The 24,815-nt window shown below is 69.7% G+C and carries 22 protein-coding genes; 13 read left to right on the top strand and 9 right to left on the bottom strand.

Translation table 11 applies throughout. From position 1 onward, the window contains the following. Positions 1-129: 129 nt before the first annotated feature. From ACTMTI_RS47385 to ACTMTI_RS47350, 8 genes are all read right to left on the bottom strand, one after another. Positions 130-3,609 (bottom strand): ThuA domain-containing protein, encoded by a 3,480-nt coding sequence (locus ACTMTI_RS47385; protein WP_441127443.1) that lies wholly within the window; start codon positions 3,607-3,609, stop codon positions 130-132. Positions 3,610-3,924: 315 nt separating this feature from the next. Next, positions 3,925-4,053: a hypothetical protein gene (locus tag ACTMTI_RS47380; RefSeq protein WP_441127442.1), complete on the bottom strand. Its 129-nt coding sequence runs from the start codon at positions 4,051-4,053 to the stop codon at positions 3,925-3,927. Between the two features lie 854 nt (positions 4,054-4,907). After that, a complete protein-coding gene (locus ACTMTI_RS47375) occupies positions 4,908-5,741 on the bottom strand; it encodes a sugar phosphate isomerase/epimerase family protein (protein ID WP_441127441.1) in 834 nt (277 codons plus the stop codon). A 35-nt stretch (positions 5,742-5,776) separates the two neighbouring features. Continuing rightward, positions 5,777-6,985 (bottom strand): ABC transporter substrate-binding protein, encoded by a 1,209-nt coding sequence (locus ACTMTI_RS47370; protein WP_441127440.1) that lies wholly within the window; start codon positions 6,983-6,985, stop codon positions 5,777-5,779. Further along, the gene (locus ACTMTI_RS47365; protein ID WP_441127439.1) at positions 6,972-7,922 is read right to left on the bottom strand and encodes an ABC transporter permease; all 951 of its coding nucleotides are present in this window, start codon (positions 7,920-7,922) and stop codon (positions 6,972-6,974) included. Before ACTMTI_RS47365 ends, ACTMTI_RS47370 begins: the two co-directional genes overlap by 14 nt. Then, positions 7,919-8,890, bottom strand: coding sequence for an ABC transporter permease (locus ACTMTI_RS47360; RefSeq protein ID WP_441127438.1), 972 nt, complete (start codon positions 8,888-8,890; stop codon positions 7,919-7,921). Before ACTMTI_RS47360 ends, ACTMTI_RS47365 begins: the two co-directional genes overlap by 4 nt. Then, a complete protein-coding gene (locus ACTMTI_RS47355) occupies positions 8,887-10,320 on the bottom strand; it encodes a sugar ABC transporter ATP-binding protein (RefSeq protein ID WP_441127511.1) in 1,434 nt (477 codons plus the stop codon). Before ACTMTI_RS47355 ends, ACTMTI_RS47360 begins: the two co-directional genes overlap by 4 nt. Before the next feature lie 2 nt (positions 10,321-10,322). After that, on the bottom strand, positions 10,323-11,003 hold the full coding sequence (locus tag ACTMTI_RS47350; protein WP_441127437.1) for a Gfo/Idh/MocA family protein: 681 nt from the start codon (positions 11,001-11,003) through the stop codon (positions 10,323-10,325). A gap of 91 nt (positions 11,004-11,094) precedes the next feature. Between ACTMTI_RS47350 and ACTMTI_RS47345 the strand changes: the two genes are divergently transcribed. The 8 genes from ACTMTI_RS47345 to ACTMTI_RS47310 all read left to right on the top strand — a co-directional run bounded on the left by ACTMTI_RS47345 (position 11,095) and on the right by ACTMTI_RS47310 (position 18,978). Next, a complete protein-coding gene (locus tag ACTMTI_RS47345; RefSeq protein WP_441127510.1) occupies positions 11,095-12,279 on the top strand; it encodes an ROK family transcriptional regulator in 1,185 nt (394 codons plus the stop codon). A 120-nt stretch (positions 12,280-12,399) separates the two neighbouring features. After that, entirely contained in the window at positions 12,400-13,530 is a 1,131-nt protein-coding gene (locus ACTMTI_RS47340; protein ID WP_441127436.1) for an inositol-3-phosphate synthase, read from the top strand. Continuing rightward, the gene (locus ACTMTI_RS47335) at positions 13,527-14,372 is read left to right on the top strand and encodes an SCO3242 family prenyltransferase (RefSeq protein WP_441127435.1); all 846 of its coding nucleotides are present in this window, start codon (positions 13,527-13,529) and stop codon (positions 14,370-14,372) included. Before ACTMTI_RS47340 ends, ACTMTI_RS47335 begins: the two co-directional genes overlap by 4 nt. Then, positions 14,369-15,235 (top strand): sugar phosphate isomerase/epimerase family protein, encoded by an 867-nt coding sequence (locus ACTMTI_RS47330; RefSeq protein ID WP_441127434.1) that lies wholly within the window; start codon positions 14,369-14,371, stop codon positions 15,233-15,235. The genes ACTMTI_RS47335 and ACTMTI_RS47330 overlap by 4 nt, the downstream gene beginning before the upstream one ends. After that, positions 15,180-15,686 (top strand): EboA domain-containing protein, encoded by a 507-nt coding sequence (locus ACTMTI_RS47325; protein ID WP_441127433.1) that lies wholly within the window; start codon positions 15,180-15,182, stop codon positions 15,684-15,686. Before ACTMTI_RS47330 ends, ACTMTI_RS47325 begins: the two co-directional genes overlap by 56 nt. After that, on the top strand, positions 15,687-16,532 hold the full coding sequence (locus ACTMTI_RS47320) for a TatD family hydrolase (RefSeq protein WP_441127432.1): 846 nt from the start codon (positions 15,687-15,689) through the stop codon (positions 16,530-16,532). A gap of 2 nt (positions 16,533-16,534) precedes the next feature. Then, positions 16,535-17,647, top strand: a complete 1,113-nt coding sequence (gene eboE, locus ACTMTI_RS47315) for a metabolite traffic protein EboE (RefSeq protein ID WP_441127431.1) — start codon at positions 16,535-16,537, stop codon at positions 17,645-17,647. Then, entirely contained in the window at positions 17,647-18,978 is a 1,332-nt protein-coding gene (locus tag ACTMTI_RS47310) for a nucleotide pyrophosphatase/phosphodiesterase family protein (protein WP_441127430.1), read from the top strand. The genes eboE and ACTMTI_RS47310 overlap by 1 nt, the downstream gene beginning before the upstream one ends. Positions 18,979-19,097: 119 nt before the next feature. Here the strand turns inward: ACTMTI_RS47310 and ACTMTI_RS47305 are convergent, their stop codons facing one another. Beyond that, complete coding sequence (locus tag ACTMTI_RS47305; RefSeq protein ID WP_441127429.1) at positions 19,098-19,817, bottom strand: FadR/GntR family transcriptional regulator; 720 nt, start codon at positions 19,815-19,817, stop codon at positions 19,098-19,100. A 297-nt stretch (positions 19,818-20,114) separates the two neighbouring features. Between ACTMTI_RS47305 and ACTMTI_RS47300 the strand changes: the two genes are divergently transcribed. Genes ACTMTI_RS47300 through ACTMTI_RS47280 form a run of 5 tightly spaced genes read left to right on the top strand, consistent with a single transcriptional unit; the run spans position 20,115 to position 24,149 of the window. Continuing rightward, positions 20,115-20,255 (top strand): hypothetical protein, encoded by a 141-nt coding sequence (locus ACTMTI_RS47300; protein WP_441127428.1) that lies wholly within the window; start codon positions 20,115-20,117, stop codon positions 20,253-20,255. Next, a complete protein-coding gene (locus tag ACTMTI_RS47295) occupies positions 20,252-20,377 on the top strand; it encodes a hypothetical protein (protein ID WP_441127427.1) in 126 nt (41 codons plus the stop codon). The genes ACTMTI_RS47300 and ACTMTI_RS47295 overlap by 4 nt, the downstream gene beginning before the upstream one ends. A 53-nt stretch (positions 20,378-20,430) precedes the next feature. After that, positions 20,431-21,510: a sugar ABC transporter substrate-binding protein gene (locus ACTMTI_RS47290; RefSeq protein ID WP_441127426.1), complete on the top strand. Its 1,080-nt coding sequence runs from the start codon at positions 20,431-20,433 to the stop codon at positions 21,508-21,510. Between the two features lie 31 nt (positions 21,511-21,541). After that, complete coding sequence (locus ACTMTI_RS47285) at positions 21,542-23,110, top strand: sugar ABC transporter ATP-binding protein (RefSeq protein WP_441127425.1); 1,569 nt, start codon at positions 21,542-21,544, stop codon at positions 23,108-23,110. Further along, the gene (locus ACTMTI_RS47280) at positions 23,103-24,149 is read left to right on the top strand and encodes an ABC transporter permease (protein WP_441127424.1); all 1,047 of its coding nucleotides are present in this window, start codon (positions 23,103-23,105) and stop codon (positions 24,147-24,149) included. The genes ACTMTI_RS47285 and ACTMTI_RS47280 overlap by 8 nt, the downstream gene beginning before the upstream one ends. Positions 24,150-24,815: the final 666 nt, after the last annotated feature.

Genomic DNA, 24,815 nt, shown 5'->3' with positions numbered 1-24,815 from the left:
CAAGGGTCAATCGCGGCTGCTGCAGACCGTCGATGGCCTGAGTGTCTCACCGTTGGGTGGTGTGGCCAGGCCGCTGGAGCCGGTCCGCAGCGGGCGGGCCGGCTCCAGGGTTCGGGCGTCACATTGGGGTCATACCCGGGTCCACTTCTGGTTGTTCTGGCCGTTGCACGTCCGGATCTGCACCTTGGTGCCGTTGGCGGTGCCGGTGCCGCTGACTTCCAGGCACTTGTTCGCCCCGATGGCGGTGATGGTGCCGTCGGCGTTGAGGCGCCACTTCTGGTTGTTCTGGCCGTTGCAGTCCCAGATGATCACCGCGGTGCCGTCCGCCGTCCCGGCCCCGTTCACGTCCAGGCACTTGGTGCCGTACACCCGCAGCTCGCCCGCGCTGGTCGACGTCCATCGCTGGTTGGACTGCCCGTTGCAGTCCCAGATCTGCACCTGGGCGCCGTTCGTCTGCGAGGCGCCGTTGACGTCCAGGCACCGGTTCGATCCCACACCCCGCAGTGCGCTCGTGCTGTCCGAGGGCGGGTCACCCTGCCCGACGCCCCTGCCGCTGAAGGTGAACGAGTCCACGTCGAACGAGTTCGCCGACGGCGCCTTGAACACGACGTAGACATTACGGGTGCCACCGGGGTCGGTGACCCGCACCGCGGGCAGGGACACGTAGGTGTTCCATCCCCCGGTTGCCGGCACGGGGCCGGCGGCGATGAGCGCCCCGGTCGGCGAGTCGGCGTGCAGCTCGATGGACGCCCCGGTGCTGGACGGCGCCGAGACACGGAAGGACACCGTGTCGATCCCGGACAGGTTGATCGGCCTGAAGGAAATCCAGTCGTTGTTGGAGATGTCGCCGATGCGCCTGCCGCCCTCGGCTCCGGGCTGATCGATGATCCGGATTCCGGACGAGCCGGTGAAGTGCTCGGCCTGCTTGTGCTTGGGCTGCAGCGTGATGCCGGCGCTGCCCTTCAGGCCGCCCTTGTCGGTGTAGTCGGCGGACAGGACGTAATAGACGTTGGAGGCGTCGTCATGGCCGGAGGCGGTGGTCGTGACCGTCCCGGAGCAACCGGTGTACTGACCGGTGTCGTGGGCGTGCTGGTCATGGCCGAGTGCGGTGACCACGTTGACCTTGGTGCAGTCGACGGCGCCGTCCTCGGGGTCGGTGACGTTCACCGTGTAGGCCACCTGGTCGCCGAAGTCGATGAACCCGCCGTCGGGGGGAGCCGAGAAGACGACGTTGGGACGGGTGTTGCCGACGGCGATGGACAACGTGACGCTGCCCGTCTTCCCGCCGGAGTCCCGTACGGTCAGCTTGACCGTGTAGGTGCCGTTGGCGGTGTAGGTGTGGGACGGGTTGGCGCTGGTGGAGGTCCCGCCGTCGCCGAAGTCCCACGCGTAGGTGATCGCGTCGCCGTCGGGGTCGGACGAGCCGGCGGAGGAGAACGCCACCGTCAGCGGCGCCGCTCCCGAGTCGGGGTTGGCGATCGCCTTGGCCACGGGTGCGCGGTTTCCGGCTACGTAGTCGACGCGGTAGATGCCGTCATCGGTGTTGTCGTGGCCGAAGCCGTTGCCCCAGTCGGCCATGTACATGGCGCCGTCCGGACCGAACTTCATGTCGATCGGCGCGTGCGGGGCGAGCTGTGCCACAAAGCGGTTGATCTTCAGGAGGTTGCCCGAGGAGTCCAGGCGGAACTCCTTGACGAAGTTGCGGCTCCATTCGTAGAAGAACGGTGTGCCGTCGAAATACTCGGGGAACTTGCGGTCAGAGCTGCTGGCCGGGTCGTAGCGGTAGAACGGGCCCCCCATCGGGCCGGCACCGCCGCAGCAGTCGATCTCGGGGAACTCGGCCGAGGCGTGGTAGTTGTACCAGACGGTCGCGGGCTTGGCCGCGGGCAGGTTGGTCAGGCCGGTGTTGTTGGGCGAGTTGTTGACCGGCGCCGAGCAGTTGAACTTCGCGCCGGAGGTGTTGGTGGCGAAGTTGTAGTCGTTGTACGGGATGTTGTCAGCGACGCAGTACGGCCAGCCGTAGAAGCCCGGCTGCTTGATCAGGTTCCACTCGACGGTGCCCTCGGGACCGCGGCTGGAGTTCGCGGCGCCCGCGTCGGGGCCGTAGTCACCCACCGAGATCCAGCCGGTCACCTTGTCGACCGAGAAGCGGAACGGGTTGCGGAAGCCCATCGCGTAGATCTCCGGCCGCGTCTTGGCGGTGCCGGGCGCGAACAGGTTGCCGGACGGAATCGTGTAGGTGCCGTCGGGCTCGGGGTGGATGCGCAGGATCTTGCCGCGCAGGTCGTTGGTGTTGGCCGAGGACCGCTGGGCGTCGTAATGCTCCCGGCCCTGCCGCTCGTCGATCGGGGCGTAGCCGCTGGACCCGTTGGGATTGGTGTCGTCACCCGGGCCGATGTACAGGTTGCCGCCCGGCCCGAACGCGAGGTAGCCGCCGGTGTGGCCGGGCTCGTCGACGTTGCGGTACGCCGGAACCTCGATGATCTTCTTCTCGCTCGCCACGTCGAGGCTGGTGCCGTTGAAGGTGAACCTCGATACCCGGTTCACCTCACCTCCATTGGACGGCGAATAGTTGACGTAGATCCAGCCGTTGGTGGCGAAGTTCGGATCCAGCGCAAGCCCGATACCGCCGTCCTCGCCGCCGTCGTACACCGGCAGGGTGGCGATGACGCGCGTGCCCCCGCCATTGGCGGGGATCATGTTCACCTTGCCCGAGCGTGAGATGTAAAAGACCCTGCCGTCGGCGGCGACGTCCAGTTCCATCGGCTGGTCCGGTGCGCCGTCGAGGGTCACCTTCTGAAACCGTGCCGCGACCGTGCCGCCGCAGTCACCCGGCGCCGCGCCCGCCGCCCACTTCACCCCACCCAGCAGGTGCTGTTTGAACAGCGGCTCCGAATAGGAGGACGCCTGGTGGCCCATCGCGGTGGCCCACACCCGGCCGCCCTCCGGGTTGTGACACCAGGAGATAGGGTGGTCGGCGCCCATCTTGTTCGGCCCCGCGTCATAGGTGGTCTCGTCCGCGGTCACCAGCACGTGCACCGAGCCGCGCATGTTCTTGTCGAAGTTGTACCACTCCTCCGGACGCACCCACCGATCCGGCAGCCCCTTCGTGGAGGGGTGAACCTTGTCGGCCACCTTGGCGGTGCCCTGCAGGGTCGCCGAATGCGCGGTCATGTGCGCGCCGGCCAGCACGACCTGGTCCCACCAGGGGAACTGCGCCTCGATGTTCATGTCGGTGGCGTTGTGGATCGCGACGACGCCGCGGCCGCTCCGCACATACGTCTGGAAGGCCTGACGTTGGGCGTCGTTGTCCCACACCATGCCACTGGTCTGGAACATGATCACCGCGTCGTAGGTGTTCAGGGTCGCGGTCGTGAAGACGGCGGAGTCCTCGCTGTGGTCGAGCTGGAAGTTGTTGTCGGTCGCCATCTGCTGGAACATCGCGACACCGGCGGGGATGGAGTCGTGCCGATAGGCGCCGCTCGCGGTCTCGGTGAACAGCAGCACCGTGAACTGCGGAGCGGCCGCGTGCGCCACCAGTGGCACCGCGGACAGCCACAGCCCTAATAAGGCTGCGGCAAGGGCGGGAAGCAGGCGTGATGTTCGCATGGAGGATCTCCTGGGGGTTACCGGCAACGGTCGGAGTTGAAGGGTGCGAAGGCATGCGTCGTCTCGGCTCGTTCTCCGTGACCAGGTCGATCCCCGCGGCGATGCCCGGGCCGAGCGGGGACGGTAGGGCGGTCATCTCGCCGCTGGTGAAGGGCTCCGCGCCGAACAGCGCCTTGGCCGGCTCGGTGCGGGCCGAGTCCTGCAGCCGGGCCACCCCGACGATCTCTGTGGTCGGCTCGTCCATCACCACGATCCGGGTGTTCAGCGACAACGCCTTGACGATCTCCGCGACGTGCTGCTGCGCGACCGAGATCTTCATGGGCGTCGACTGCCTGCGCCGTTCTCCACCACCGCGTGGACATCGCCGGCGGACGCCTCCAGGTCCACTTCGTTGAGGACCCGGACGCCCACGAAGCTTTCGCCGATGCCGGTCAGCTGCAGCACGTGGCCCACCCATCGATCCGGGCGGCCGGGCCGGGGGCGGGCGGCGCCGCAGCGGTGTGACCGGCCGGGACGAGTCTCCGTGCCCTTCGGGGTGAGGAGTCATGCACGGGGATCTCCTAACGGGCGGGCGGGAGTCGTGCGGTTCGCCGGGCCGGTCTTCCGGTGATGACGCCACGGTCGCTGGACGGCGCCGGCCGGCGCAGCCGGCACGCTTTCCTCCCTGGTGGACGGCGCGTGGCGCGGTGGACGCCGGGCCTGACCATGCGACAGGCGTCGAATCGATTCGAAACGAAAATAGGTCTGCTTAACATACCTGTCAAGCATGCTTATCCAGCGCATCAGAGACCGCCTTTCCTCCTCGCTGGGCGGGGGCTCGCTGCTTGACCGGCATTTGCCGACGGTGCCGATGGTACGCACCTGTATCACCGCTCTCGACTCGGCAAATATTGGTTCTACATCCTGGATTAGTCAGACGCGCGATAAGTATGAAACTTTCAAGCTCTGTACCGGGCGCGGGCTTCCCCGCCGCGCATCCGCCGAGAAGCCTCCTTTTTCTGCCGACCCGGCCCGAGAACGAAGCCCGCCGCGCGATCGATCGCGCCCGCTGATGGAGGCGTGCACGTATCCCACTGCTTTGCTGAACAGCAGGGCGCGGAACCCGTGGAGGGCGGCGCTGGACGCGTGGGCGGGAGCCGGCGCCAGGCGCCGGCAACAAGACTGGGAGTAAGAGGGCAGCGAGGAATCATCGCATGGCGAATCTCCGGGGGTGCGGGGACACCTCGAGACGCGGCGCGAAGGGAACGCGCGCGTCCAGAGGGCGCACGCCGGCGGATGTCAGAAACGGTGAACGGGTGTCAGAGGGCGCGCAGGTAGGCGAGGCCGTCGACGGCCAGCGCATCCTGGCTTTCCGCGAGGGGCCGCCAGATGGAGGCCGCGGTGGCGATGGTCTGGTTGTGCGCGGTGAAGGACTCGATGACGAGCGGCCCTTGATAGCCGGCGTCGTGCAGGGCCCGGGTGAAGCCGGGCCAGTCGAAGCGGTCGGCCCCCGGCGTGCCGCGATCGGTGCCGCACACCTGCACGTGCGCGATCCGATCCGCCGCGACCCGCACCGCCTGGGCGGGGTCTTTCTCCTCGATGTTCATGTGGTAGATGTCGAGTGCCAGGTGGCAGTCCTCGGGCAGCGCCTCCAGCGCCTGCTCGACGGTGTTGACGAGGCTGGTCTCGTACCTGTTGAGCGGCTCGACCGCGAGCTTCACCCCACGCTCGGCCGCGTGGTCCAGGACGGGCCGCAGATTCTCCCGCAACTCGGCGTAGACGCCGCGGCGCTCTTCCGGTGACAGCCGCCACGTACGGCCGACCGAGGCGTACGCCGGCCCCCCGATCACCGGGGAGCCGACGGTCACCGCCACGTCGACGCAGTGCCGCAGATAGTCCTGGGTTCGGCGAACCGTCTCCGGGGAGGCGGCCACGAGCTCGCGCCCCGGCGGCATGACCAGCACCACGGACGCCGCCAGCCCCTGCTCGGCCAGCACCGCCGCGGCCTTGTCCGGGTTCCAGTCGCCGGGTTGCTCGACGGGCAGCTCGATGACGTCGAAGCCCCACCCGGCGATGCGGGGCGCGAGCCGCGCCAGGTCGTCGTCGGTCAGCGGGGAGACCCAGACCCAGGTGTTCACTCCGATGGAGAACATGGCATCCCTCTTCGTCGGTTCGCGAAAGGAGCCGATCAGCTCTTCTTCCCGCCCCAGGTCTCCGGGAACCCGGGCAGGTCCTCACAACCGCACAGCGCGTAGTGCAGCGGCGGCATGTTGGGCTTGAGGTAGGTCGACAGGTTCTCGCTGGTGACCTTCGGCTGCGGCAGGTTCCACATCTCGGGCACTTCCTCGCCCTTGAGGATCTTCAGCGCGGCGATGATCGGGGTGCGCCACTGGTAGGTCGGGTACGTGGGTGCGATGGCGGTGAGGTTGGCGCCCTTCCACTTCTGCAGGAAGTCCTGCTGGTCCTCGCCGTTGATCGGCGGCACCGGCAGGCCGGCGTCCTCGAACGCCTCGATCGCCGCCACCGCCGTGGCGCCCGCGTCCATCCAGACGCCGTCGATCTTGCCGTGCCGCTGGATGTAGTCGCTGACGATGCTCTTGGTCTTGGCGGCGTCCCCGTCGGTGAACTCCACCCCCACCACCTGGACCTGGCTCTTGTCGAAGACCACCTTCGCCGCCGACCAGCGGGTCTCCAGCACGTCCACGCCGGGCAGGATGCGCAGCGCCAGGACTTTCCCGCCGGCCGGCACCTTCTCGACGAGGAACTCGGCGGCGTCGGCGCCGAAGGCGTAGCCGCCGATGGGCTTGATGAACGTCACCGGGCAGTCCGTCTCCACGCCTCGGTCGAACACGATGACGGGCACCTTCCCGCACGCCGCCGTCACGGCGGGGGTGAGCGTGGCCGTGGTGTTCGGCGAGACGATCAGCGCGTCGCAGCCCTTGGCCTGCAGCTCGGCGATGTCGGAGATCTGCTTGTCGTCCTTGCCCTCGGCATCCAGCGCGGTGAACTTGGTGATCTCCTTGTGCAGGCCGACCTCGGCCTGCATCGTCTTCCAGCCGACCTGTCGCCAGGGGTTGTTGACCGCCGCGTTGGAGAAGCACAGGTGGTACGGCCCGTCCTTCTTGTACTTCGTCGTGTCGATCATCTTCGGGGCGATGGTCTGCTCCCAGGGCTTGTCCGTGGGACCCTGCGGCGTTTGGGAGCGCATGGCCAGCTGGGCGTCGAAGTCCGCCCGCACGAAGAACTTCGACTGCGCGCCCGTGCCCGAGCCCTGAGCGCTCTGGCCGGCGCTCGCGGCGGGCGCTGCGGGTTGGGTTGTGGCCGCCGGCTTGTCGGTGGTGCAGCCGGCGAGGACGAGCGCGGTGAACATGGCGACTGCGGCCTTATGACGCGGCATGTGCGTCTCCTCTTCGGGGGGTGAACTTCCGGGGAAGTCGGATGGCTCCCGCCGCGACCGCGGCGATGATGATGACGCCCTGCACGGTGAACTCCAGCGCCCCCGAGATTCCGTACAGGTTGAGCAGGGTGAACAGCGCCTCCAGCGTGAAGGCCCCGGCCATGGCGGCGAGCACGGAGCCGCGGCCGCCGCCGAGCACCACGCCGCCGAGGACGACCGCGGTGATGGCGGAGAACTCCAGCCCCTGGCCCACCTGTGCCGAGACCCCGGCGAAACCGCCGAGCAGGATCGCCGCGACGGCCGCGGCCAGGCCGGAGAGCATGAAGGCGAAGATCTTGGCCCGGTCGACCCGGACCCCGGACAGTGCCGCGGCACGCTCGTTGTCGCCGGTGGAGATGAGGGTCTTGCCGAAGTCGGCGCGCATGAGCCAGATCGCCGCCGCGCCCACGGCGATGAGGACCAGCACCGACCACGGCACCGGCCCGAGGCTGCCGCGGCCGAACACCCGGAAGCCCTCCGACAGCGCGCCACGCGGCGCGCCGCCGGTCCAGAGGAAGACCGTCCCGCTGAGGATGAGCAGCATGCCGAGCGTCACGATGAACGACGGCACCCGCAGCTTGGTGGTGACCACGCCATTGACCAGTCCGACGAACAGCCCGACAACGATCAGCAGGGCGAGAACGGGCCAGGTGGCGGACTCGTCGCCGTCGATGAGCCGCGCGGCGATCACTACCTCGGCCGTCACCAGTGAGCCGACCGACAGGTCGAACTCGCCGGAAACGATGACGAAGTACTGTCCCGCGGCGAGGATCACCAGCGGCGCGGCCCGCTTGAGGAACGCCAGGAACCCGGCAGGCTCCAGGAAATGGGGGTTGGCGACTGCGATCGCGGCCAGCAGCACCACGAGGACCGCGAGGATGGGAAGTGCGCGCTTCATGCCGACCGCCCCTTGATACGCCGGGCGTAGACGGCCACCGCGATGACGATGACCACGCCGCGGACCACGTCCTTGACGAAGGAGTTGACCTCGAGCTGGTTGAAGATGGTGTCCAGGACGGCCAGCAGCAGGACCCCGCCCACGGTGCCGGCGACCCCGCCCTTGCCACCGGCCAGCGCGGTCCCGCCGAGCACGACCGCGGCGATGGACTCCAGGTCGTAGCCGCCGTCGGTGCCCACCGTGGGCGCGCCTGCCCCGAGCCTGCTTGCCAGCAGCAGGCCCGCGATGCCGGCGCAGACGGAGCACAGCACGTGGGTGAGCACGATGACCCGGCCCGTACGAATCCCGGACAGGCGGGCGACCTCCTCGTTCCCGCCCACCGCGTAGATCCGGTAGCCCAGCCGGGTCCTGCTCAGCAGGAACCAGACCACGACGGCCACGCCCGCCCAGAGCAGGGCCGAGACGGGGATCGGCCCGATGCGGGAGTAGCCGAGAAGCTGGAACGACTCGGGCACCTTGCCCGCCGGGCCGTCGTACAGGTGGTCGACGATGCCCTTGATGATCAGGGCGACGCCGAGCGTGGCGATGAAGGCGTGGACCTGGAGCCTGGTGATGACCAGCCCGTTGACCAGCCCCACCAGCGCGCTGATGGCCAGCACTGCGGCGACCGCCGGCAGGACGTTCCCGTCCCGGCCCGCCATGATCTCCGCCGCGACCAGCGAGGCCAGGCTGATCAGGTACGCCACGGACAGGTCGAGCGATCCGGCCAGGATCGCCAGCGTCTGCCCGATCGCCACGATGCCGAGGGCCGCCGAACGCTGCTGGATCCCGACGACGCTCTCCATGGTCAGGAACTGGCCGCCGTCGAGCGCGACGAGGACCCAGCCTGCCGCGATCAGGCCGGCCAGCGCGAGGAACACCACCTGGGTGGGCTCGCGCAGCCGCGCCGTCACCGGGACGCCGTTCATGCCGCCTCCTCCCCCGCGGCCAGGCGCATGATGGCCTCCTCCGAGGGCCCGGCCGGGAGCGTGCCGGCGATCCGGCCGTCCCGCAGGACGACGACGCGGTCGCTCATCCCGATGAGCTCCGGCAGCTCGGAAGAGATCATCATGATGGCCATGCCGTCATTCGCCAGCTCGCGCATCAGGTCGTGGATCGCGGCCTTGGCCCCGACATCGACGCCCCGGGTGGGTTCGTCGAACAGCAGCACGCGCGGCGCCATCGTCATCCATTTGGCGAGCACGACCTTCTGCTGGTTGCCGCCGGAGAGGTAGCGGACCTCCTGTTCCTGGCGTGGCGGCGCGAGCTTCACCCGTTCGAGCAGGTCGCGGACGCCGTTGCGGCCTTTGGCGCCCACCGCGCGGGCGACGAGCAGGGCGTTGTCACGCACCGACTGGCGCAGGGCGAGCCCTTCGGCCTTGCGGTCCTCGGTCACGAGCCCGATGCCCATGGCCACGCCTTCCCTGACCGAGCGGGGACGCGCCGGGGTCATCTCCCCCGTGGTGAACGGTTCCGCGCCGAAGATCGCTTTGGCGAGTTCCGACCTGCCGGATCCCTGCAGGCCCGCGATGCCGACGATCTCTCCGGCCCGCAGTTCAAGATCGATGTCGCGGAGCTGGTGATTGCCCGCTCCGCGCAGGCTGAGCCGTACCTCGCCGGCGGCGGACGAGCGGGGCGGGAAGTAGGTGCCGAGGTCGCGGCCGACCATCAGGCGGATCAGCTCGTCGGAGGACACCTCCCCGATCGGGCAGGTGGTGACGCGTGAGCCGTCCTTGAGCACGGTCACCCGGTCGGCGAGGTCGAACACCTCGCGTAAGCGGTGGGAGATGTACACGACGGCGACCCCGCGCTGCCGTAACCGCCCGATCAGCCGGTAGAGCAGCTCGACCTCGTGCTCGGCGAGCGCCGCGCTGGGCTCGTCCATGACGACGAGCCGGGCGTTCACCGATAACGCCTTGACGATCTCGACGACCTGCTGCTGCGCGACCGAGAGCCGGCGTACCGGGACCCGCGGCTCGAAGGAGTGCTCGCCGAGCTCGTCGAGCAGCCGCGCGGTCGCCTCCTCCATGGCGGCCCGGTCGACCAGGCCGCGCTTGACAGGTTCGCGCCCGAGGAAGACGTTCTCGGCGACGGTGCGCTCTGGTAACAGGTTGAACTCCTGGTAGATGATCGCGATGCCGCAGCGCTGCGCGTCGAGGGGGTGACCGAAGGAGACCGGCCGTCCGTCGATGTCGATCGTGCCCTCGTCCGGCGCGTGCACCCCGCAGATGATCTTCATCAGGGTGGACTTGCCGGCGCCGTTCTCGCCGACGACAGCGTGCACCTCGCCGGCCGTCACGTCCAGGTCGACTCCGGACAGCACCCGTACGCCCAGGAAGCTCTTGCCGATGCCGCGCATGCTCAGCACTTGGTCCACCTCTCCGTCTGCGCCGACGCGAGGACGGCCTCGCAGATCGCGGCCGCCCGGGCGACGTCCGCGAACACCGGCAGCCCGTCACGGTGCTCACCGCGGAGTGCGGTGGAGGTGTCGGCGGCGAAGGCGTCGAAGCAGTCGTGATACCCCTCGGGATGACCGGCCGGGAGCGGACAGGAGGACAGGGCGGCCTGGGACAGGGTCTCCGGGTCGCGTATGAGGGTTCGCGATCCGGCGCGGGCTCCCACCGGGAGAACCGCCGCGACCAGCTCTGCTTCTGCCGCCCGCCCTGCCATCAGCGCGGCGATCTCCGCGTCCGTGGCGAGCGGCTTCTCACAGATCACGGCCAGTCCCGCGGACAAGGCATTGAGGGCGGACAGGGCGTGGAGGTGATGGGGGGTGCAGATGTGCGCCGGGTCGATCTCGCCGGACTCGGTGAGCTGGTCGGCGGAGGCGAAGACCTTCGCCGGGCCGAGACCGTCCTGCTGCGGCTTCTCGGGTCGCGATCCGGCCACGCCGGTGATGGCGGCACCGGCGAGCCGTACGGCGCGGGCCTGCACCCGCCCCATGAAACCTGTCCCGATGATCCCCGCTCTGGGGCTATCGGCAGTTTCAGGCTTATATCCCTCATGGTGCGGGATGCTAAGCGGGCTTATGTCGATGGTCAAGCAAAAGTTCCCACTGGTGCGGCATAATTGGGGGGAGATCGCGAAAGATGTCGTCCCGATGAACGGAGCGGTGTTGAGTGAGAGCACGCTGATGGCCACCGGTGGCCCGGCCACCGGAGCAGGAGCTCTGCTCTCGATCCTGCGCGACGGACGGCCTCGCACCCGCGCCGAACTGGCCCAGCTCACCGGGTGGGCCCGTTCGACGCTCTCGCTCCGGCTGGACGCCCTGCTGAGTCAACGCCTGGTGACGCCGACGGAAGACGCGATCCACTCGGGCGGGCGTCCCGCGACGACGTTCGCCTTCAACCGGGGCGCACGCGTCGTGCTGGCGGCCGACCTCGGCGTGACACACGCCCGGCTCGCCGTCACCGACCTCGCGGCCACCGTGCTCGCCGAGCGCAGCGCCGAGATGCCCATCGACCGGGGTCCGGTGCCCGTGCTGACCTGGCTCGTCGAGAGCTTCCACGAGCTGCTCGGCGAGTGCGGGCGCGGCATCGCCGACGTGTGCGGCATCGGCGTCGGCCTCCCCGGCCCGGTGGAGCACGACACCGGCAAGCCGGTCAACCCGCCGATCATGCCGGGGTGGGACCGCTTCTCGGTGCCCGAGTGGCTGAGCGCGCGGCTCGGCGCCTCGGTGCTGGTCGACAACGACGTGAACATCATGGCACTCGGCGAGTACTGGGCGGTCAGATCACAGGTCAAGCACCTGATCTTCCTCAAGATCGGCACCGGTGTGGGCTGCGGGATCATGAGCGAGGGCCGCCTGCATCGCGGCGCCCAGGGAGCGGCCGGCGACATCGGCCATGTCCGGGTCCCGTCGTTCGAGGACGTCGTCTGCCGTTGCGGCAACACCGGGTGCCTGGAGGCCGTGGCGGGCGGTGGCGCGCTGGCCGCCCGCCTGCGCGCGGCGGGCGAGGACGCCTCCGTCAGCCGCGACGTCGTCGGGCTGGTGCGAGCGGGCAACGTCCACGCGATCCAGGCGGTCCGGCAGGCCGGCCGGGAGATCGGCACGGTCCTGGCCTCGGTCGTCAGCTTCTTCAACCCTTCGCTCATCGTCATCGGCGGCGACCTCGCGGAGGCGGGCGAACACCTGCTCGCCGGCGTTCGCGAGGTGGTCTACAGCAGGTCGCTGCCGCTGGCCACGCAGCACCTCGGCATCCTGGCGAGCGAGCTCGGCGACCGCGCGGGCATCACCGGCGCGGCGGTGATGGTGATCGAGCACGTGCTGGCGCCCGAGGCGGTGGACCAGGCGGTGATGGCCGTAAGCGGCCGATGATAAGACAGCGATAAGCATGCTTATGCTTGACCATCGACAAAAGTAGCTCTTAACATCGCGGATACCTACATACCGGATGCCTTCCGCATGCGGGGGTAGTCCCGACGCGATGGAGCTTTCATGGACAAGCTCGGTGTGTGGCTCATCGGGGCACGTGGATCCGTGGCGACCACAGCGACCGTCGGCGCCGCGGCCATCAGGGCGGGAGCGGCGTCCCCGCAAGGATGCGTGACGGAGTCCCCCGGTTTTCCCGGCCTGGTTCCGCTCACCGACCTGGTCTTCGGCGGCCATGACATCACCGAGACCTCCTTACGCAAGCGCGCCGAACAGCTGGCGAGGGCAGGCGTCATACCACCGGACCTCCCGGGGCTGCTCGCTTCCGATCTGGACGCCGCCGACGCCGAGATCCGGCCAGGTCACGTCCCCGGCGACGGCGGCCGGGCCGCCGCCCGGCTGATCGACGACATCGCCGGCTTTCGCGCCCGGCACGGGCTATCCCGTGTCGTCGTCGTCAACGTGTCGTCGACCGAGCCCCCGGCCGGTTCGCGGCCGGAGTTCGAGAGGCTGGCCGACCTCGAGAAACGCCTCGCCGCGGGGGACGACGTCCTGCCGCCGAGCTCGCTGTACGCCTATGCGGCTTTCCACGCCGGCTGCGGCTACGTGGAGTTCACCCCCTCCACCGGGCCGACCCTGCCCGCCCTGACGGAACTCGCCGCCCAGCGGGGCGTGCCGTACGCGGGACGCGACGGCAAGACCGGCGAGACCCTGGTCAAGAGCGCCCTGGCGCCCATGTTCGCCGACCGGGCACTGCGGGTCCGCTCCTGGTCCGGGCTCAACCTGCTCGGCGGCGGCGACGGGGCGACACTCGCCGATCCGGCCGCAAGGTCCAGCAAGCAGCTCTCCAAGGACCAGGTCGTCGCGAAGGTCCTGGGAGGACCCGTCGAGGGGGAGACGCACATCGACTACGTCCCGGATCTCGGAGAGTGGAAGACCGCCTGGGACCACGTGACCTTCGAAGGCTTCCTCGGCGTGCGGATGACGCTGCAGTTCACCTGGCAGGGCTGCGATTCGGCGCTGGCCGCTCCGCTCGTCCTGGACCTGGCCCGGCTGGTCGCCCGTGCGCACGAGAAGGGGCGGAGTGGCGTCCTGCCCGAGCTCGGCTACTTCTTCAAGAGCCCGCTGGGGACGGACGAGCACACGCTGGCCGCCCAGTACGCCCGGCTGCGCGCCTTCGCCGAGGAGCTGTCATGAGGGCGTTGCTCGAGCTGGTCCGCGCACCGGCCGCACTGTCGGTGCCAGGGGACACCATGGCGGGGGCCGCCGCCGCGGGGCGGCGTCCGGCACCCGGCCTGGCCCTGGCGTCGGTGCTCATGTACTGGTCGGGAATGGCGCTCAACGACTGGGCAGACCGTGAGGCGGACGCCATCGAGCGTCCTGAACGCCCGATCCCGTCAGGCCGGGTCCACCCGAGCGCCGCGCTCGGGCTCGCGGCCGCCCTGACCGGCGCGGGCCTGGCCACGGCCGCCGTCACCGGCGGCCGTCGCGGTCTCACCGTCGCCGGCCTGCTGGCCGGCGCGGTGTGGGCCTACGACCTGGGCCTCAAACGGACGGCGGCGGGACCGGCGTCGATGGCGGCCTGCCGCGTGCTGGACGTACTCCTGGGCGCCGGCGAGCAGGCCGGAGCCGCCGTGCCGGCGGCGCTGGCGATAGGCGCGCACACCTACGGAATCAGCGTCCTGGGCCGGGCCGAGGTGACGGGGGCGGCACCCGGGACCGCCGAGCGCGCGCTCGTGGCCAGCACCGCGGCGGCCGGGCTCGCGGCCGCCTCCTGCGTGCGCAGCGGAGCCGCCGCCCGGGCCGGAGCGGGCATCCTCATCGCCGGCTATCTCGCCTCCACCCTCCCGGTCCAGGCCGGGTTACGGGCCCGGCCCGACCCCGAGAACGTCCGGCAGGCCGTCCGCCTGAGCATCCTCGGCCTGATCCCGCTCCAGGCGGCGGCGGTCGCCGGTGGCGGACGGTTCGCGACGGCGGGCGCGCTGCTGTGTTCGCTGCCCGTGGGAAGGTGGCTCTCGTCCCGGCTGGCGACCTCGTGAAGTGGGCCTACTGCACCAACGGCTTCGCCGGCCACCGGCTCCCCGAGGCGCTCACGGTCCTGGCCGATCTGGGGTACACCGGTGCGGCGATCACGCTCGACCACGGACATCTCGACCCCCACTCCCCCGGCCTGGCCACGGAGGTGTCGCGGATCGCCGGGCTCCTCGAACGCCTCGGCCTGGATGCCGTCGTCGAGACGGGCGGGCGTTACACGCTCGATCCCCTGCGCAAACACCATCCGACCCTCATCAGCGACGACGCCGAGCACAGAGTGGAGTTCCTGACCACGGCGATGCGGGTCGCCGCCGACCTGGGCGCTCCCGTGGTGCATCTGTGGAGCGGGGTCCGGCCCGACGGCATGCCGGAGGCGGAGGCGTACACGCGGCTGGCCTGTCAGTGCGCACGGCTCCTCGACGAGGCCGACCGGGTGGGCGTCACGCTGGGATTCGAACCCGAACCCGGGATGCTCGTCGCCGGCCTGGACGGCTTCGAGCGGCTGCGTGCGATGCTCGGCGCCCATCCCCGGTTCGGTCTCACCCTCGACATCGGGCACTGCCACTGCGTGGAGCAGGAGGACCTGGACACCTGTGTCCGCCGGGCGCTGCCGTACACCGTGCACGTGCAGATCGAGGACATGCGCCGGGGAGTCCACGAGCACCTGGAGTTCGGCGAGGGCGAGATCGACTTCGTGCCGGTGCTCGCCGCTCTGCACGGCTACTCGGGTCTGGTGGCCGTGGAGCTGGCCCGGCACAGCCATGCGGCCCCGCAGGTCGCCCGCCGATCGATCGACTTCTTGAGGAGGGCACATGAAGGAGCCGCCACAAGAGTGGCTGGCACAGGCCGTCCGGCAGGTCGAGGCTGACCCGCACGCGATCCACCGGCTCTTCCCGCAGGCCGAACGGCGGGGCGGCCCAGGCGCCCGGCGCGCGCTGCTCGGCGCGCTGCACGGCCACCACGCGGTGATCAGCAGCCTCTACGAGGCCGGCGACAGCGGCGAGCGGCTGACGATCCTGACCGCCCTGCATGAGCTCGATCTGGAAGGGACGGCGGTCGGGCTGGTGCAGGACGCGCTGCGCACCAATGACGCGCGGCTGGTCGCCGCGGCCCTCGGCCCTTACGGCTCAGCGTGGCTGGACGACCACTCCTTCCGGCAAGGGGTGCTCAAGTGCGTCTTCATGTCGATCCCGCTGGCGGCGGTGGCGGAGCTGGACCGCCGCTTCGACGCCGAACTGGCCCGGATGTTGTCGGACTACGTGATGGAGCTGCGGGCGGCCGGCCGGCCCGTCCCACGCGACGTCCTGGAGAGGATCTGAATGCGCATCTTCGACCCCCACATCCACATGACCTCCCGGACCACCGACGACTACCAGCGCATGCACGCCGCGGGGGTCCGGGCCGTCGTCGAACCCGCCTTCTGGCTGGGGCAGCCCCGCACCAACGTGGGCAGCTTCCTCGACTACTTCGACGCGCTGCTCGGCTGGGAGCCGTACCGCGCCGCGCAGTACGGCATCCACCACCACTGCGCGCTCGCGCTCAACCCGAAGGAGGCGAACGATCCGCGGTGCGCGGGAGTGCTGGCCGAGTTGCCGCGATACCTGCTGAAGGACTCCGTCGTCGCGGTCGGCGAGGTCGGCTACGACTCGATGACAGCAGAGGAGGAACGGGCCTTCGAGGCCCAGCTCGCCTTGGCGCAGGAGAATGCTCTTCCGGTACTCGTGCACACTCCGCATCGGGACAAGGCCGCGGGCACCCGCCGGACGCTCGACGTGGTCCGGGCCGCCGGGATACCCCCCGTGCGGGTGCTCATCGACCACCTCAACGAGATGACCGTCGGCATGGTCGCGGACTCGGGCTGCTGGATGGGGTTCTCGATCTACCCCGACACCAAGATGGACCCGGACCGGATGGTGGCCGTGCTCAAGGAGTACGGCACGGACAGGATGCTGGTGAACTCGGCCGCCGACTGGGGACGGAGCGACCCGCTGAAGACGCGCGAGGTAGCCGACGTCATGCTCGCGGCCGGCTTCGGCGAGGACGAGGTGGATCAGGTGCTGTGGCGCAATCCGGTCGCCTTCTACGGGCAGAGCGGCCGGCTCGACCTCGAGACCGGTTCAGAAGCCGGCCCCGACTACGCCGGCAACACGATCAAGCGGGGCTGACCATGCGGCTGCGCCATCCGGACGGCTCGACGGTGCACCTGTCCTACTGCACCAACGTCCACGCCGCCGAGGATCTCCCCGGCATCCACGGTCAGCTGTCCGGCGTCGCCGCACGGGTCAGGCGCCTGCTCGGCGTCGACCTGCTCGGGCTGGGGCTGTGGCTGTCCCAGCACGCCGCTGCGGACCTGCTCGCCCGGCCCAAGGAACTCGCCGGGCTGCGCGAGCGGCTGGCCGCGCTCGGGCTGGAGGTCGTGACCCTCAACGGATTCCCCTACCGCGGCTTCCACGACGAGATCGTGAAGTACCGCGTCTACAGCCCTGACTGGGCCGACCCGGAGCGGCTGCGTTACACGCTCGGGCTCGCCGAGATCCTCGCCGCGCTGCTGCCGGACGACGTCACCGAGGGAACGATCTCGACACTCCCCCTCGCCTGGCGGACCGGGTGGACGAACGGCAAAGCGGCGGCGGTCATGGCCAATGTCGATGCGGTCGCCCAGGGCCTGCGCGCGCTGGCCGGCCGTACCGGCAAGGTGATCCGGCTGGGCTTCGAGCCGGAGCCCGGCTGCATCATCGAGACGACCCCCCAGGCGACCGCCCTGCTGAGCGACGTGGATCGCGACTACCTCGGTCTCTGCCTGGACGCCTGCCACATGGCCGTGGGCTTCGAGGAACCCGGCGCGGGCGCCGGCAGCGGGCTGCCGATCGTGAAGCTCCAGGCGTCGTGCGCCTTGGAGGCCCCGCCGGGGGCACAGCGGGGGCTCGCGGCGTTCGACGAGGCGCGGTTCCTCCACCAGACGCGCTCCGCCACCGGATACGCCGACGACCTGGGCGAAGCCCTGGCCGGTGGCCTGCCCGCGGACGAGAGCTGGCGCGTGCACTTCCACGTCCCGCTGCACGACGCGCCGCCCTCTCCGCTCGCCACCAGCGCCCCCTACCTGCGGGCCCTGCTGGACGCGCTCCTCGGCGGAGACCGCCCGCTGACCAGGCACGTCGAGGTGGAGACCTACACGTGGAACGTGCTTGCCGGCGCGCCGGCCGACATCGCCGAAGGCATCGCCGCCGAGCTCGACTGGATGCGGGGGCAACTCGCCGCCCTCCGGCTGAAGGAGACGTGATGGCACCGCTGATCGTGATCAATGTGGTCGGGCTAACCCCGCGCCTGCTCGCGCACATGCCGAACGTGGCGAAGGCGGGCGCGCCGGCCGCGCTGCGGCCCGTGCTCCCAGCCGTCACCTGCTCGATGCAGGCCACCCTGCTGACCGGTTCGATGCCCCGCGACCACGGCATCGTCGGCAACGGCTGGTACTTCCGCGACCTCGGCGAGGTGCTGCTGTGGCGCCAGCACAACGCGCTCATCCAGGGCGAGCAGCTGTGGACCGCCGTGCCCGGCCTGCGCACCGCCAACGTCTGCTGGTGGTATGCGATGGGCGCGCCGGCCGACCTGCTCGTCACCCCGCGCCCCGTCTACCACGCCGACGGCCGCAAGTCGCCGGACTGCTACACGCGCCCGCCCTCACTCCACGACGACCTCGAGGCCGCGCTCGGGCCGTTCCCCCTGTTCACCTATTGGGGCCCCAACGCGGGGATCGCGTCCTCCGAATGGATCATCGCCGCGGCCCGCCGCATCCTGGCCCGCGAACGGCCGGACCTGCTCCTTGTCTACGTGCCCCACCTCGACTACGACCTGCAGCGGTACGGCCCCGCCGGTCCCGAGGCGATCGCCGCCGCCCGCGCCGTCGACGCCGCGCTGGCTCCGCTCCTCGCCGAGGACGCCCAGGTGGTCGTGCTCTCGGAGTACGGCATCACCCCCGCGTCCCGCCCGGTGGACATCAACCGGGCGCTGCGCACCGCAGGTCTCCTGGAGGTCTACACCCAGGCCGGGATGGAGTACCTCGACCCGTGGACGTCCCGAGCCTTCGCCGTCGCCGACCACCAGGTGGCCCACGTCTACGTGCGCGACCCCGCCGACCTCGACCGCGCCCGCGCCGTCGTCGCCGAGCTGACCGGCGTGGACGAGGTGCTCGACCAGGCGGGGAAGGCGAAGTACGGGCTCGACCACGAACGCGCCGGCGAACTCGTCGCGGTGGCGGAGCCCGACGCCTGGTTCACCTACTACTACTGGCTCTCCGACGACCGCGCCCCGGATTTCGCCAGACTCGTGGACATCCACCGCAAACCCGGCTACGACCCCGCCGAGCTGTTCATGGACCCGGGTGATCCGTTCGTCAAGCTCCGTGCAGCGGCGGCGCTGGCCAGGAAGAAACTGGGCTTCCGCTACACGATGCAGGTGGTGCCGCTCGACCCGGCGCCCGTGCGGGGCAGTCACGGCCGGTTGCCCGATCTCCCCGACGACGGCCCGCTGATCATCGGCCCCTTCGACCGTGACTCCTACGAGGCGACCGAGGTCAAGGCACTCCTGGCCGACCTGGCCAGGAGAAGCCGCTGACCGCGCACCGGCAGCCGGCCGGGTGGCCCGAGGTCACGGCCGACAAGGCTGTCGCGGCCGGACCGGGTGTCGTATCGGTCTCGTGTCAGGGCCGGTCGGGTGCCGAGGGCGGGGGTCCATCAGGATGGCCGCGTGCCGACGCGGGCGGTCGAGGCCTCGCTCTGCTGAAGGTGGGCGCGCAGCCAGCGCTCCGTTGTGCTGACGTGCATGAGCGCCGCGGCCTCGGCCAGCGCGGCGTCCCCTTCGATCAGCGCTTCGTAGATGGCTTCGTGTTCGGCGAGAGTGCGGGGGGCGGCATTGTCGTCCACCAGTCCGCGCCACACCCGGGCCCGCAGCGTACGGCCGGCGATGCCTTCGAGCAGGGTCGCCAGGGTCTGGTTGCCCGTGGCGGCGATGACCGCCCGGTGGAACTCGGCGTCGTGCCGGTTCAGCAGTTCGACGTCGTCACGCGCCTCGCGCATGGCGGCGAGATGCTGCTCGACCTCGCGGAGCTGCTGGGCGGAGATCCGCACCGCGGCCAGCCCGGTGGCAATGGGCTCGAACAGTCGCCGCACCTCGGTGACCTCCAGAAGCGTGTCGCCCTGGAGCAGTTCGACCGCGCCGCCGACCCCTCCGAGCAGCAGGCTCGGCTCGAGACTGGTCACGTAGGTGCCGTCACCTCGGCGTATCTCCAGTACCCGGGCGACGACCAGCGCTTTGACGGCCTCGCGCATGAGGTTGCGCGACAGGCCGAGCTCGGTGGCCAGCTGTTGCTCGGGCGGCAGCTTGGAACCGGGCGGCAGCTCTCCGGACTGGATGAGCTCGCGAATCCGCGTGATGGCCTTGTCGGTCAATGACATCGACGGTCCCCCGGGGCGGTCCGGCTTTCGGGGAGAGAGAGCCGGACGTGGTGATCGGTACGTCCCCGCAGCGTAACAGTGACATCCCATGTTTAGAAAGCAGAGATCCCATGTCTGGCCCTGATCGGCTCCGCGTGTATCGGATGGCGTCAACGTTTTTACGTGCATCGATGCCAGGAGTCTATGACAAGCCTAGACACGACATCCCTGGGCGCGTATAAATCCATCCCATGTCGAAGAATCGACGTCATGCAACGTTGATGCAGACGAAACGCCTCTGGGAAGGCGCCGGCCGCCGTGACTGAAGTGATCAGCGCCGTCGAGGCGGTGGACGTCCGGTTCCCCACCTCACGCCAGCTCGACGGCTCCGACGCGATGAACCCCGACCCGGCCGCGGAACGCCGCGCTCTGGAAGCGCGCCAGGCGGCCGGCTCGTGACCGCGTGGGAAGTCGCCGCGGCCATCGCGTATCTGGCGAGCCCGCTCGCCGGAGCAACAACAGGAACCGATCTTGCCGGGGACGGCGGCATGAGCGGCCTGCGCATCCGTCCGCGCAACTGACTCAGCACCAACGTGTCCCTCGGCGAGACCGAGGTCAGCGGCAAGGAGAACACATGAAACTCAGGTCGGCAACCCTGGCTGGCATCGGCTCCTGCATGGCCGTCTGCCTCCTCTCGGCCTGCGGTGGCGGCTCCGGCGGCGGCTCCGGCACTGCGGCGACCGACGGCGGCGGCTCCCCCGTGGTGGGCGTCGACTACCCGCGCTCCGACACCGACTTCTGGAATTCCTACATCAAGTACACCCCCGAGTACGCCAAACAGCTCGGCCTGGACATCAAGACCACCAACTCCCAGAACGACGTCGCCAAGCTGACCGCCAACGTGCAGACGTTCATGAGTCAGGGCGTGAAGGGCGTCGCGATGGCGCCTCAGGACACCGCCGCCATCGCCCCGACCCTCCAGCAACTCGCCGCGAAGAAGATCCCCGTCGTCACCGTCGACACCCGGCCCGACACCGGAGACGTCTACATGGTCGTACGGGCCGACAACCGCGCGTACGGCGAGAAGGCCTGCCAGTTCCTCGGCACCAAGCTCGGCGGCAAAGGCAAGGTCGTCATGCTGCAGGGCGACCTCGCCTCGATCAACGGCCGCGACCGCACCGAGGCCTTCAACGACTGCATGAAGAAGAACTACCCCGGCATCAAGGTCTTCGGGGAGGCCACGAACTGGGACGGCGCGATCGCCGCGCAGAAGCTGCAGACGGACCTGGTCGCCAACCCCGACATCAAGGGCGTCTACATGCAGTCGAGCTTCGCGCTCGCCGGGACGCTGCAGGTGCTGCAACAGCGGGGGCTGCTGGTGAAGCCGGACGATCCCAAGCACGTCTTCGTCGTCTCCAACGACGGCATTCCCGAGGAGCTCAAGGCCATCGCCGAGGGCAAGATCGACGCGACCGTCTCGCAGCCGGCCGACCTCTACGCCGAGTACGCCCTGTCCTACCTCAAGGCCGCGATCGACGGCAAGACGTTCCAGCCGGGCCCGACCGACCACGACAGCACCATCATCCAGGTCCGCCCGGGCCTGCTGGAGGACCAGCTCTCGGCCCCGCTCGTCACCGCCGACGGCGAAACCTACGGCGGCGTCAAGAGCCTGAAGAGCACCGACCAGTCCCTGTGGGGCAACAACCTCAGCTGACCGGAAGCCGCGAGAGAGGAGGGCGGTTCATATGGGCGATCGGGAACCGGTGACGAACTCCGGTTCAGCCCCGAGCGGCGGCGGGTGGCCCCCGGCAGGGTCACCCGTCGCCGAGGCTGCGGGGATCACCAAGCGGTTCGGTTCGACGCTGGCGCTCGACGGCGCACGGATCACGATCATGCCGGGTGAGACCCACGCGCTCGTGGGGCGCAACGGAGCCGGCAAGTCGACCCTGGTGTCGATCCTGACCGGTCTGCAGGCGCCGGATGAAGGGACGCTGACCCTCGGCGGGCAGCCCGCGCCACGGCTCGCCGACCGCGACGCCTGGCGGCAGCGGGTGGCCTGCGTCTACCAGAAATCGACGATCATCCCCGAGCTGACGGTCGCCGAGAACCTGTTCCTCAACCGGTACAGCCGGGGCCGCGCCGGGCTGATCAGCTGGCGCATGCTCCGCCGCCAAGCCCGGGAACTGCTGGAGAGCTGGTCGGTGGACGTGAGCGCCGGAACCAGGGCGGGAGACCTCACCATCGAGCAGCGGCAGTTCGTCGAGATCGCCAGGGCACTGTCGTTCGGCGCGCGCTTCGTCATCCTCGACGAGCCGACGGCCCAGCTGGACGCCGCAGCGATCACCCGGCTCTTCGACCGGATCCGTGACCTCCAGCAGCAGGGTGTCACGTTCCTCTTCATCAGTCACCACCTGCAGGAGATCTACGAGATCTGCGACATGGTGACGGTCTTCCGGGACGCGCGCCACATCCTCACCGCCCCCGTGAAGCGGCTGCCGCGCGCGGAGCTGGTCGCGGCGATGACCGGCGAGGCCGCCACGGCCGCCGAGCAGCACGGACGTGAAGCCGTGCACCGGCCCGGCGACGAGCATGTGCTCAAAGTCGAGGGTCTGTCGGCGGAGGGCGCCTACGACGATGTGTCGTTCCAGGTCCGAGCGGGTGAGATCGTCGGTCTGGCTGGCGCGGCGAGCAGCGGCCGCACCGAGGTGGCCGAGACGGTCGTCGGCCTGCGCACTGCCGGCGCGGGCGCCGTAGAGATCGCCGGGAAGCGCCCACGGCCCGGCAGCGTGTCCGCGGCCCTGGCGGCCGGAGCCGGTTTCGTTCCGCAGGACCGTCACCATCAGGGTTTGGTGCCCGAGATGTCCATCGCGGACAACAGCACGTTGACGGTTCCCGAACGGCTTGGTCCGTCGGGATTCATCAGCGGGCGTCGCCGGGACGCTCTCGCCCAGTCCATGATCGAGCGGTTGACGATCAAGGCTCCAGGGCCTGCCCTTCCGGTCTCCGGACTCTCCGGAGGGAACCAGCAGAAAGTCGTGATGGCTCGGGCGATGGCCAACGATCCGCGGCTGCTCGTCCTCATCAACCCGACCGCCGGCGTCGACGTGCGGTCCAAGGAGTTCCTCCTCGGCAAGGTCGAGGAGATCGTCCAGTCGGGCACGGGCGCGCTCATCGCGTCCGACGAGCTGGACGACCTGCGGATGTGCGACCGCGTCCTGGTGATGTTCCAGGGCCGCCTGGTCGCCGAGATGGCCAGTGGCTGGCACGACCACGACCTCGTGGCCGCCATGGAAGGAGTGGACCTCGATGCATGAGACCGCGACCGCGGGCCCGGACGCCACCCCCGGCACGCCGGGAGCCGATCCGCCCCCGGCCGACGGCAACCGGCGCCGGATCGCCTTCGCTCGCCTGCGCGATCTGGCGCTCATCCCCGCGATCATCGTCATCGGGGTGGTGGGACAGTTCGTCAGCCCGGTATTCCTGCAACCCGACAACATCGTCAACATCCTGCAGACAATGTCGGAGATCGCGATATTGGTCCTTGCGCAGACCATGGTGCTGGTCGTCAAGAAGATGGACCTTTCGCTGGAGTCCACCATGGGGCTGGCGCCCGGGGTGGCCGCCTGGCTCACCGTGTCCGCGGGCGCGGGGCACGGCCTGGGCCTGCTTCCGGGCGCCTGGGCGGTTCCTGTCACCCTCGCTGTCGGTCTGCTGGTGGGCGTCGCCAACGCGCTGCTCATCATCCGGTTCGGGCTCAACGGCTTCATCCTCACGCTCGGCATGCTGATCGTGCTGCGAGGCATGCTGACCGGGATCTCCGGAGGGCAGACGTTCTTCCAGCTGCCCGAATCGATGATGTATCTCGGCACGGCCCTGTGGCTCGGGGTGCCCGCCTCCATCTGGATCTGCCTGGCGCTGTTCGCGATCGGCATCGTGGTGCTGGGCTTCACCGGCTTCGGCCGGTCGCTGTACGCCATCGGCGGCAACGTCAACGCCGCGAAGGCGGCCGGCATCCGCACCGATCGAGTGCTGGGGATCGTCATCGTCACGGCCAGCGTCCTGGCCGCGCTCAGCGGATTGCTGCTGTCCGGCCGGCTGGCCTCTGTCGCCTCCGCCCAGGGCAACGGCTACATCTTCACGGTCTTTGCCGCCGCCGTCATCGGCGGCATCAGCCTGAACGGCGGGAAGGGAACGATCTTCGGAGCCTTCACCGGCGTCCTGCTCCTCTACCTGATCCAGAACGTGCTCACCCTCGCGGGCGTCCCCGCCCAGTGGATAGGCGCCCTCAACGGCGCGATCATCATCATCGCCCTGGTCATCTCCCGCATAACCGGAGGAAAGGTCCAAGAATGACCATGGAGGCGGGCGGACCCCGTCGACCGCGGCCACCAGGCCGCGTTGCCGGCGCGCGATTGTTACTCCCGTATCCCAGCTCGGCTGGAGGGGCGCCGCGTCCGCGCCGAGGTAGGCGAATGGAGCGCAGCTGCCTACAGCGTTCGACGCTGGGCAGCGGTCCCTTGCGGATTCTGGCGAAAGGAGCCGGCCGTGCCGGAGAATGTCGCACTGATCATTCGATTCCGCCTGGCCGCTCTTCAGACGTCTGGTGGCGCGTCAGCCGCTCGGCCTTCCGCCCGCGCATGGCGCTACATGGTTATGAAAGGGCAGGGCTAACTGATGCCGCGGTATCGCTCGGCGGGTACGGGCGCTCGACACCTTCGCGCACCCCACTCGGCTGGTGCATGGGACGCACAGTGCCGCCGTCGTCATGCAGCGCTACTCGCCATGGACGATCTTCGCCGCAGCCGACGACTGTAGACGGGGCCCTATCGCGGGCGGCGCTGTTGTTCGTGGTCACTGACTGCGGCGCCGCTCTATGTCGCCCGTGACCTTCGTCGAGCGCCAGGAGGCTCGCATCCATCCATCCGGTCGCGATCGTAGGTTCGCGTGACCAGCAGAGAGGAGCACACCCGTGACAGACGCGACGTCCTTCCTGCTCGAACGCCTGCACGCGGCCGGCCT

The sequence above is a fragment of the Nonomuraea sp. H19 genome (genome assembly GCF_052068215.1).
Lineage (GTDB): Bacteria > Actinomycetota > Actinomycetes > Streptosporangiales > Streptosporangiaceae > Nonomuraea.
The sequence above is the reverse complement of the archived record's forward strand: the minus strand, read 5'-3'. Positions and strand labels throughout refer to the sequence as shown.

What these genes read in the sequence shown, in the direction of transcription:
- ACTMTI_RS47285 (WP_441127425.1), top strand. Translation starts at nt 21,542, where the DNA reads ATGGGCGATCGGGAACCGGTGACGAACTCCGGTTCAGCCCCGAGCGGC.
- ACTMTI_RS47370 (WP_441127440.1), bottom strand. Translation starts at nt 6,985, where the DNA reads ATGCCGCGTCATAAGGCCGCAGTCGCCATGTTCACCGCGCTCGTCCTC.
- ACTMTI_RS47340 (WP_441127436.1), top strand. Translation starts at nt 12,400, where the DNA reads ATGGACAAGCTCGGTGTGTGGCTCATCGGGGCACGTGGATCCGTGGCG.
- ACTMTI_RS47355 (WP_441127511.1), bottom strand. Translation starts at nt 10,320, where the DNA reads ATGCGCGGCATCGGCAAGAGCTTCCTGGGCGTACGGGTGCTGTCCGGA.
- ACTMTI_RS47325 (WP_441127433.1), top strand. Translation starts at nt 15,180, where the DNA reads ATGAAGGAGCCGCCACAAGAGTGGCTGGCACAGGCCGTCCGGCAGGTC.
- ACTMTI_RS47375 (WP_441127441.1), bottom strand. Translation starts at nt 5,741, where the DNA reads ATGTTCTCCATCGGAGTGAACACCTGGGTCTGGGTCTCCCCGCTGACC.
- ACTMTI_RS47310 (WP_441127430.1), top strand. Translation starts at nt 17,647, where the DNA reads ATGGCACCGCTGATCGTGATCAATGTGGTCGGGCTAACCCCGCGCCTG.
- ACTMTI_RS47290 (WP_441127426.1), top strand. Translation starts at nt 20,431, where the DNA reads ATGAAACTCAGGTCGGCAACCCTGGCTGGCATCGGCTCCTGCATGGCC.
- ACTMTI_RS47280 (WP_441127424.1), top strand. Translation starts at nt 23,103, where the DNA reads ATGCATGAGACCGCGACCGCGGGCCCGGACGCCACCCCCGGCACGCCG.
- eboE (WP_441127431.1), top strand. Translation starts at nt 16,535, where the DNA reads ATGCGGCTGCGCCATCCGGACGGCTCGACGGTGCACCTGTCCTACTGC.
- ACTMTI_RS47365 (WP_441127439.1), bottom strand. Translation starts at nt 7,922, where the DNA reads ATGAAGCGCGCACTTCCCATCCTCGCGGTCCTCGTGGTGCTGCTGGCC.
- ACTMTI_RS47385 (WP_441127443.1), bottom strand. Translation starts at nt 3,609, where the DNA reads ATGCGAACATCACGCCTGCTTCCCGCCCTTGCCGCAGCCTTATTAGGG.
- ACTMTI_RS47360 (WP_441127438.1), bottom strand. Translation starts at nt 8,890, where the DNA reads ATGAACGGCGTCCCGGTGACGGCGCGGCTGCGCGAGCCCACCCAGGTG.
- ACTMTI_RS47320 (WP_441127432.1), top strand. Translation starts at nt 15,687, where the DNA reads ATGCGCATCTTCGACCCCCACATCCACATGACCTCCCGGACCACCGAC.
- ACTMTI_RS47335 (WP_441127435.1), top strand. Translation starts at nt 13,527, where the DNA reads ATGAGGGCGTTGCTCGAGCTGGTCCGCGCACCGGCCGCACTGTCGGTG.
- ACTMTI_RS47305 (WP_441127429.1), bottom strand. Translation starts at nt 19,817, where the DNA reads ATGTCATTGACCGACAAGGCCATCACGCGGATTCGCGAGCTCATCCAG.
- ACTMTI_RS47345 (WP_441127510.1), top strand. Translation starts at nt 11,095, where the DNA reads ATGGCCACCGGTGGCCCGGCCACCGGAGCAGGAGCTCTGCTCTCGATC.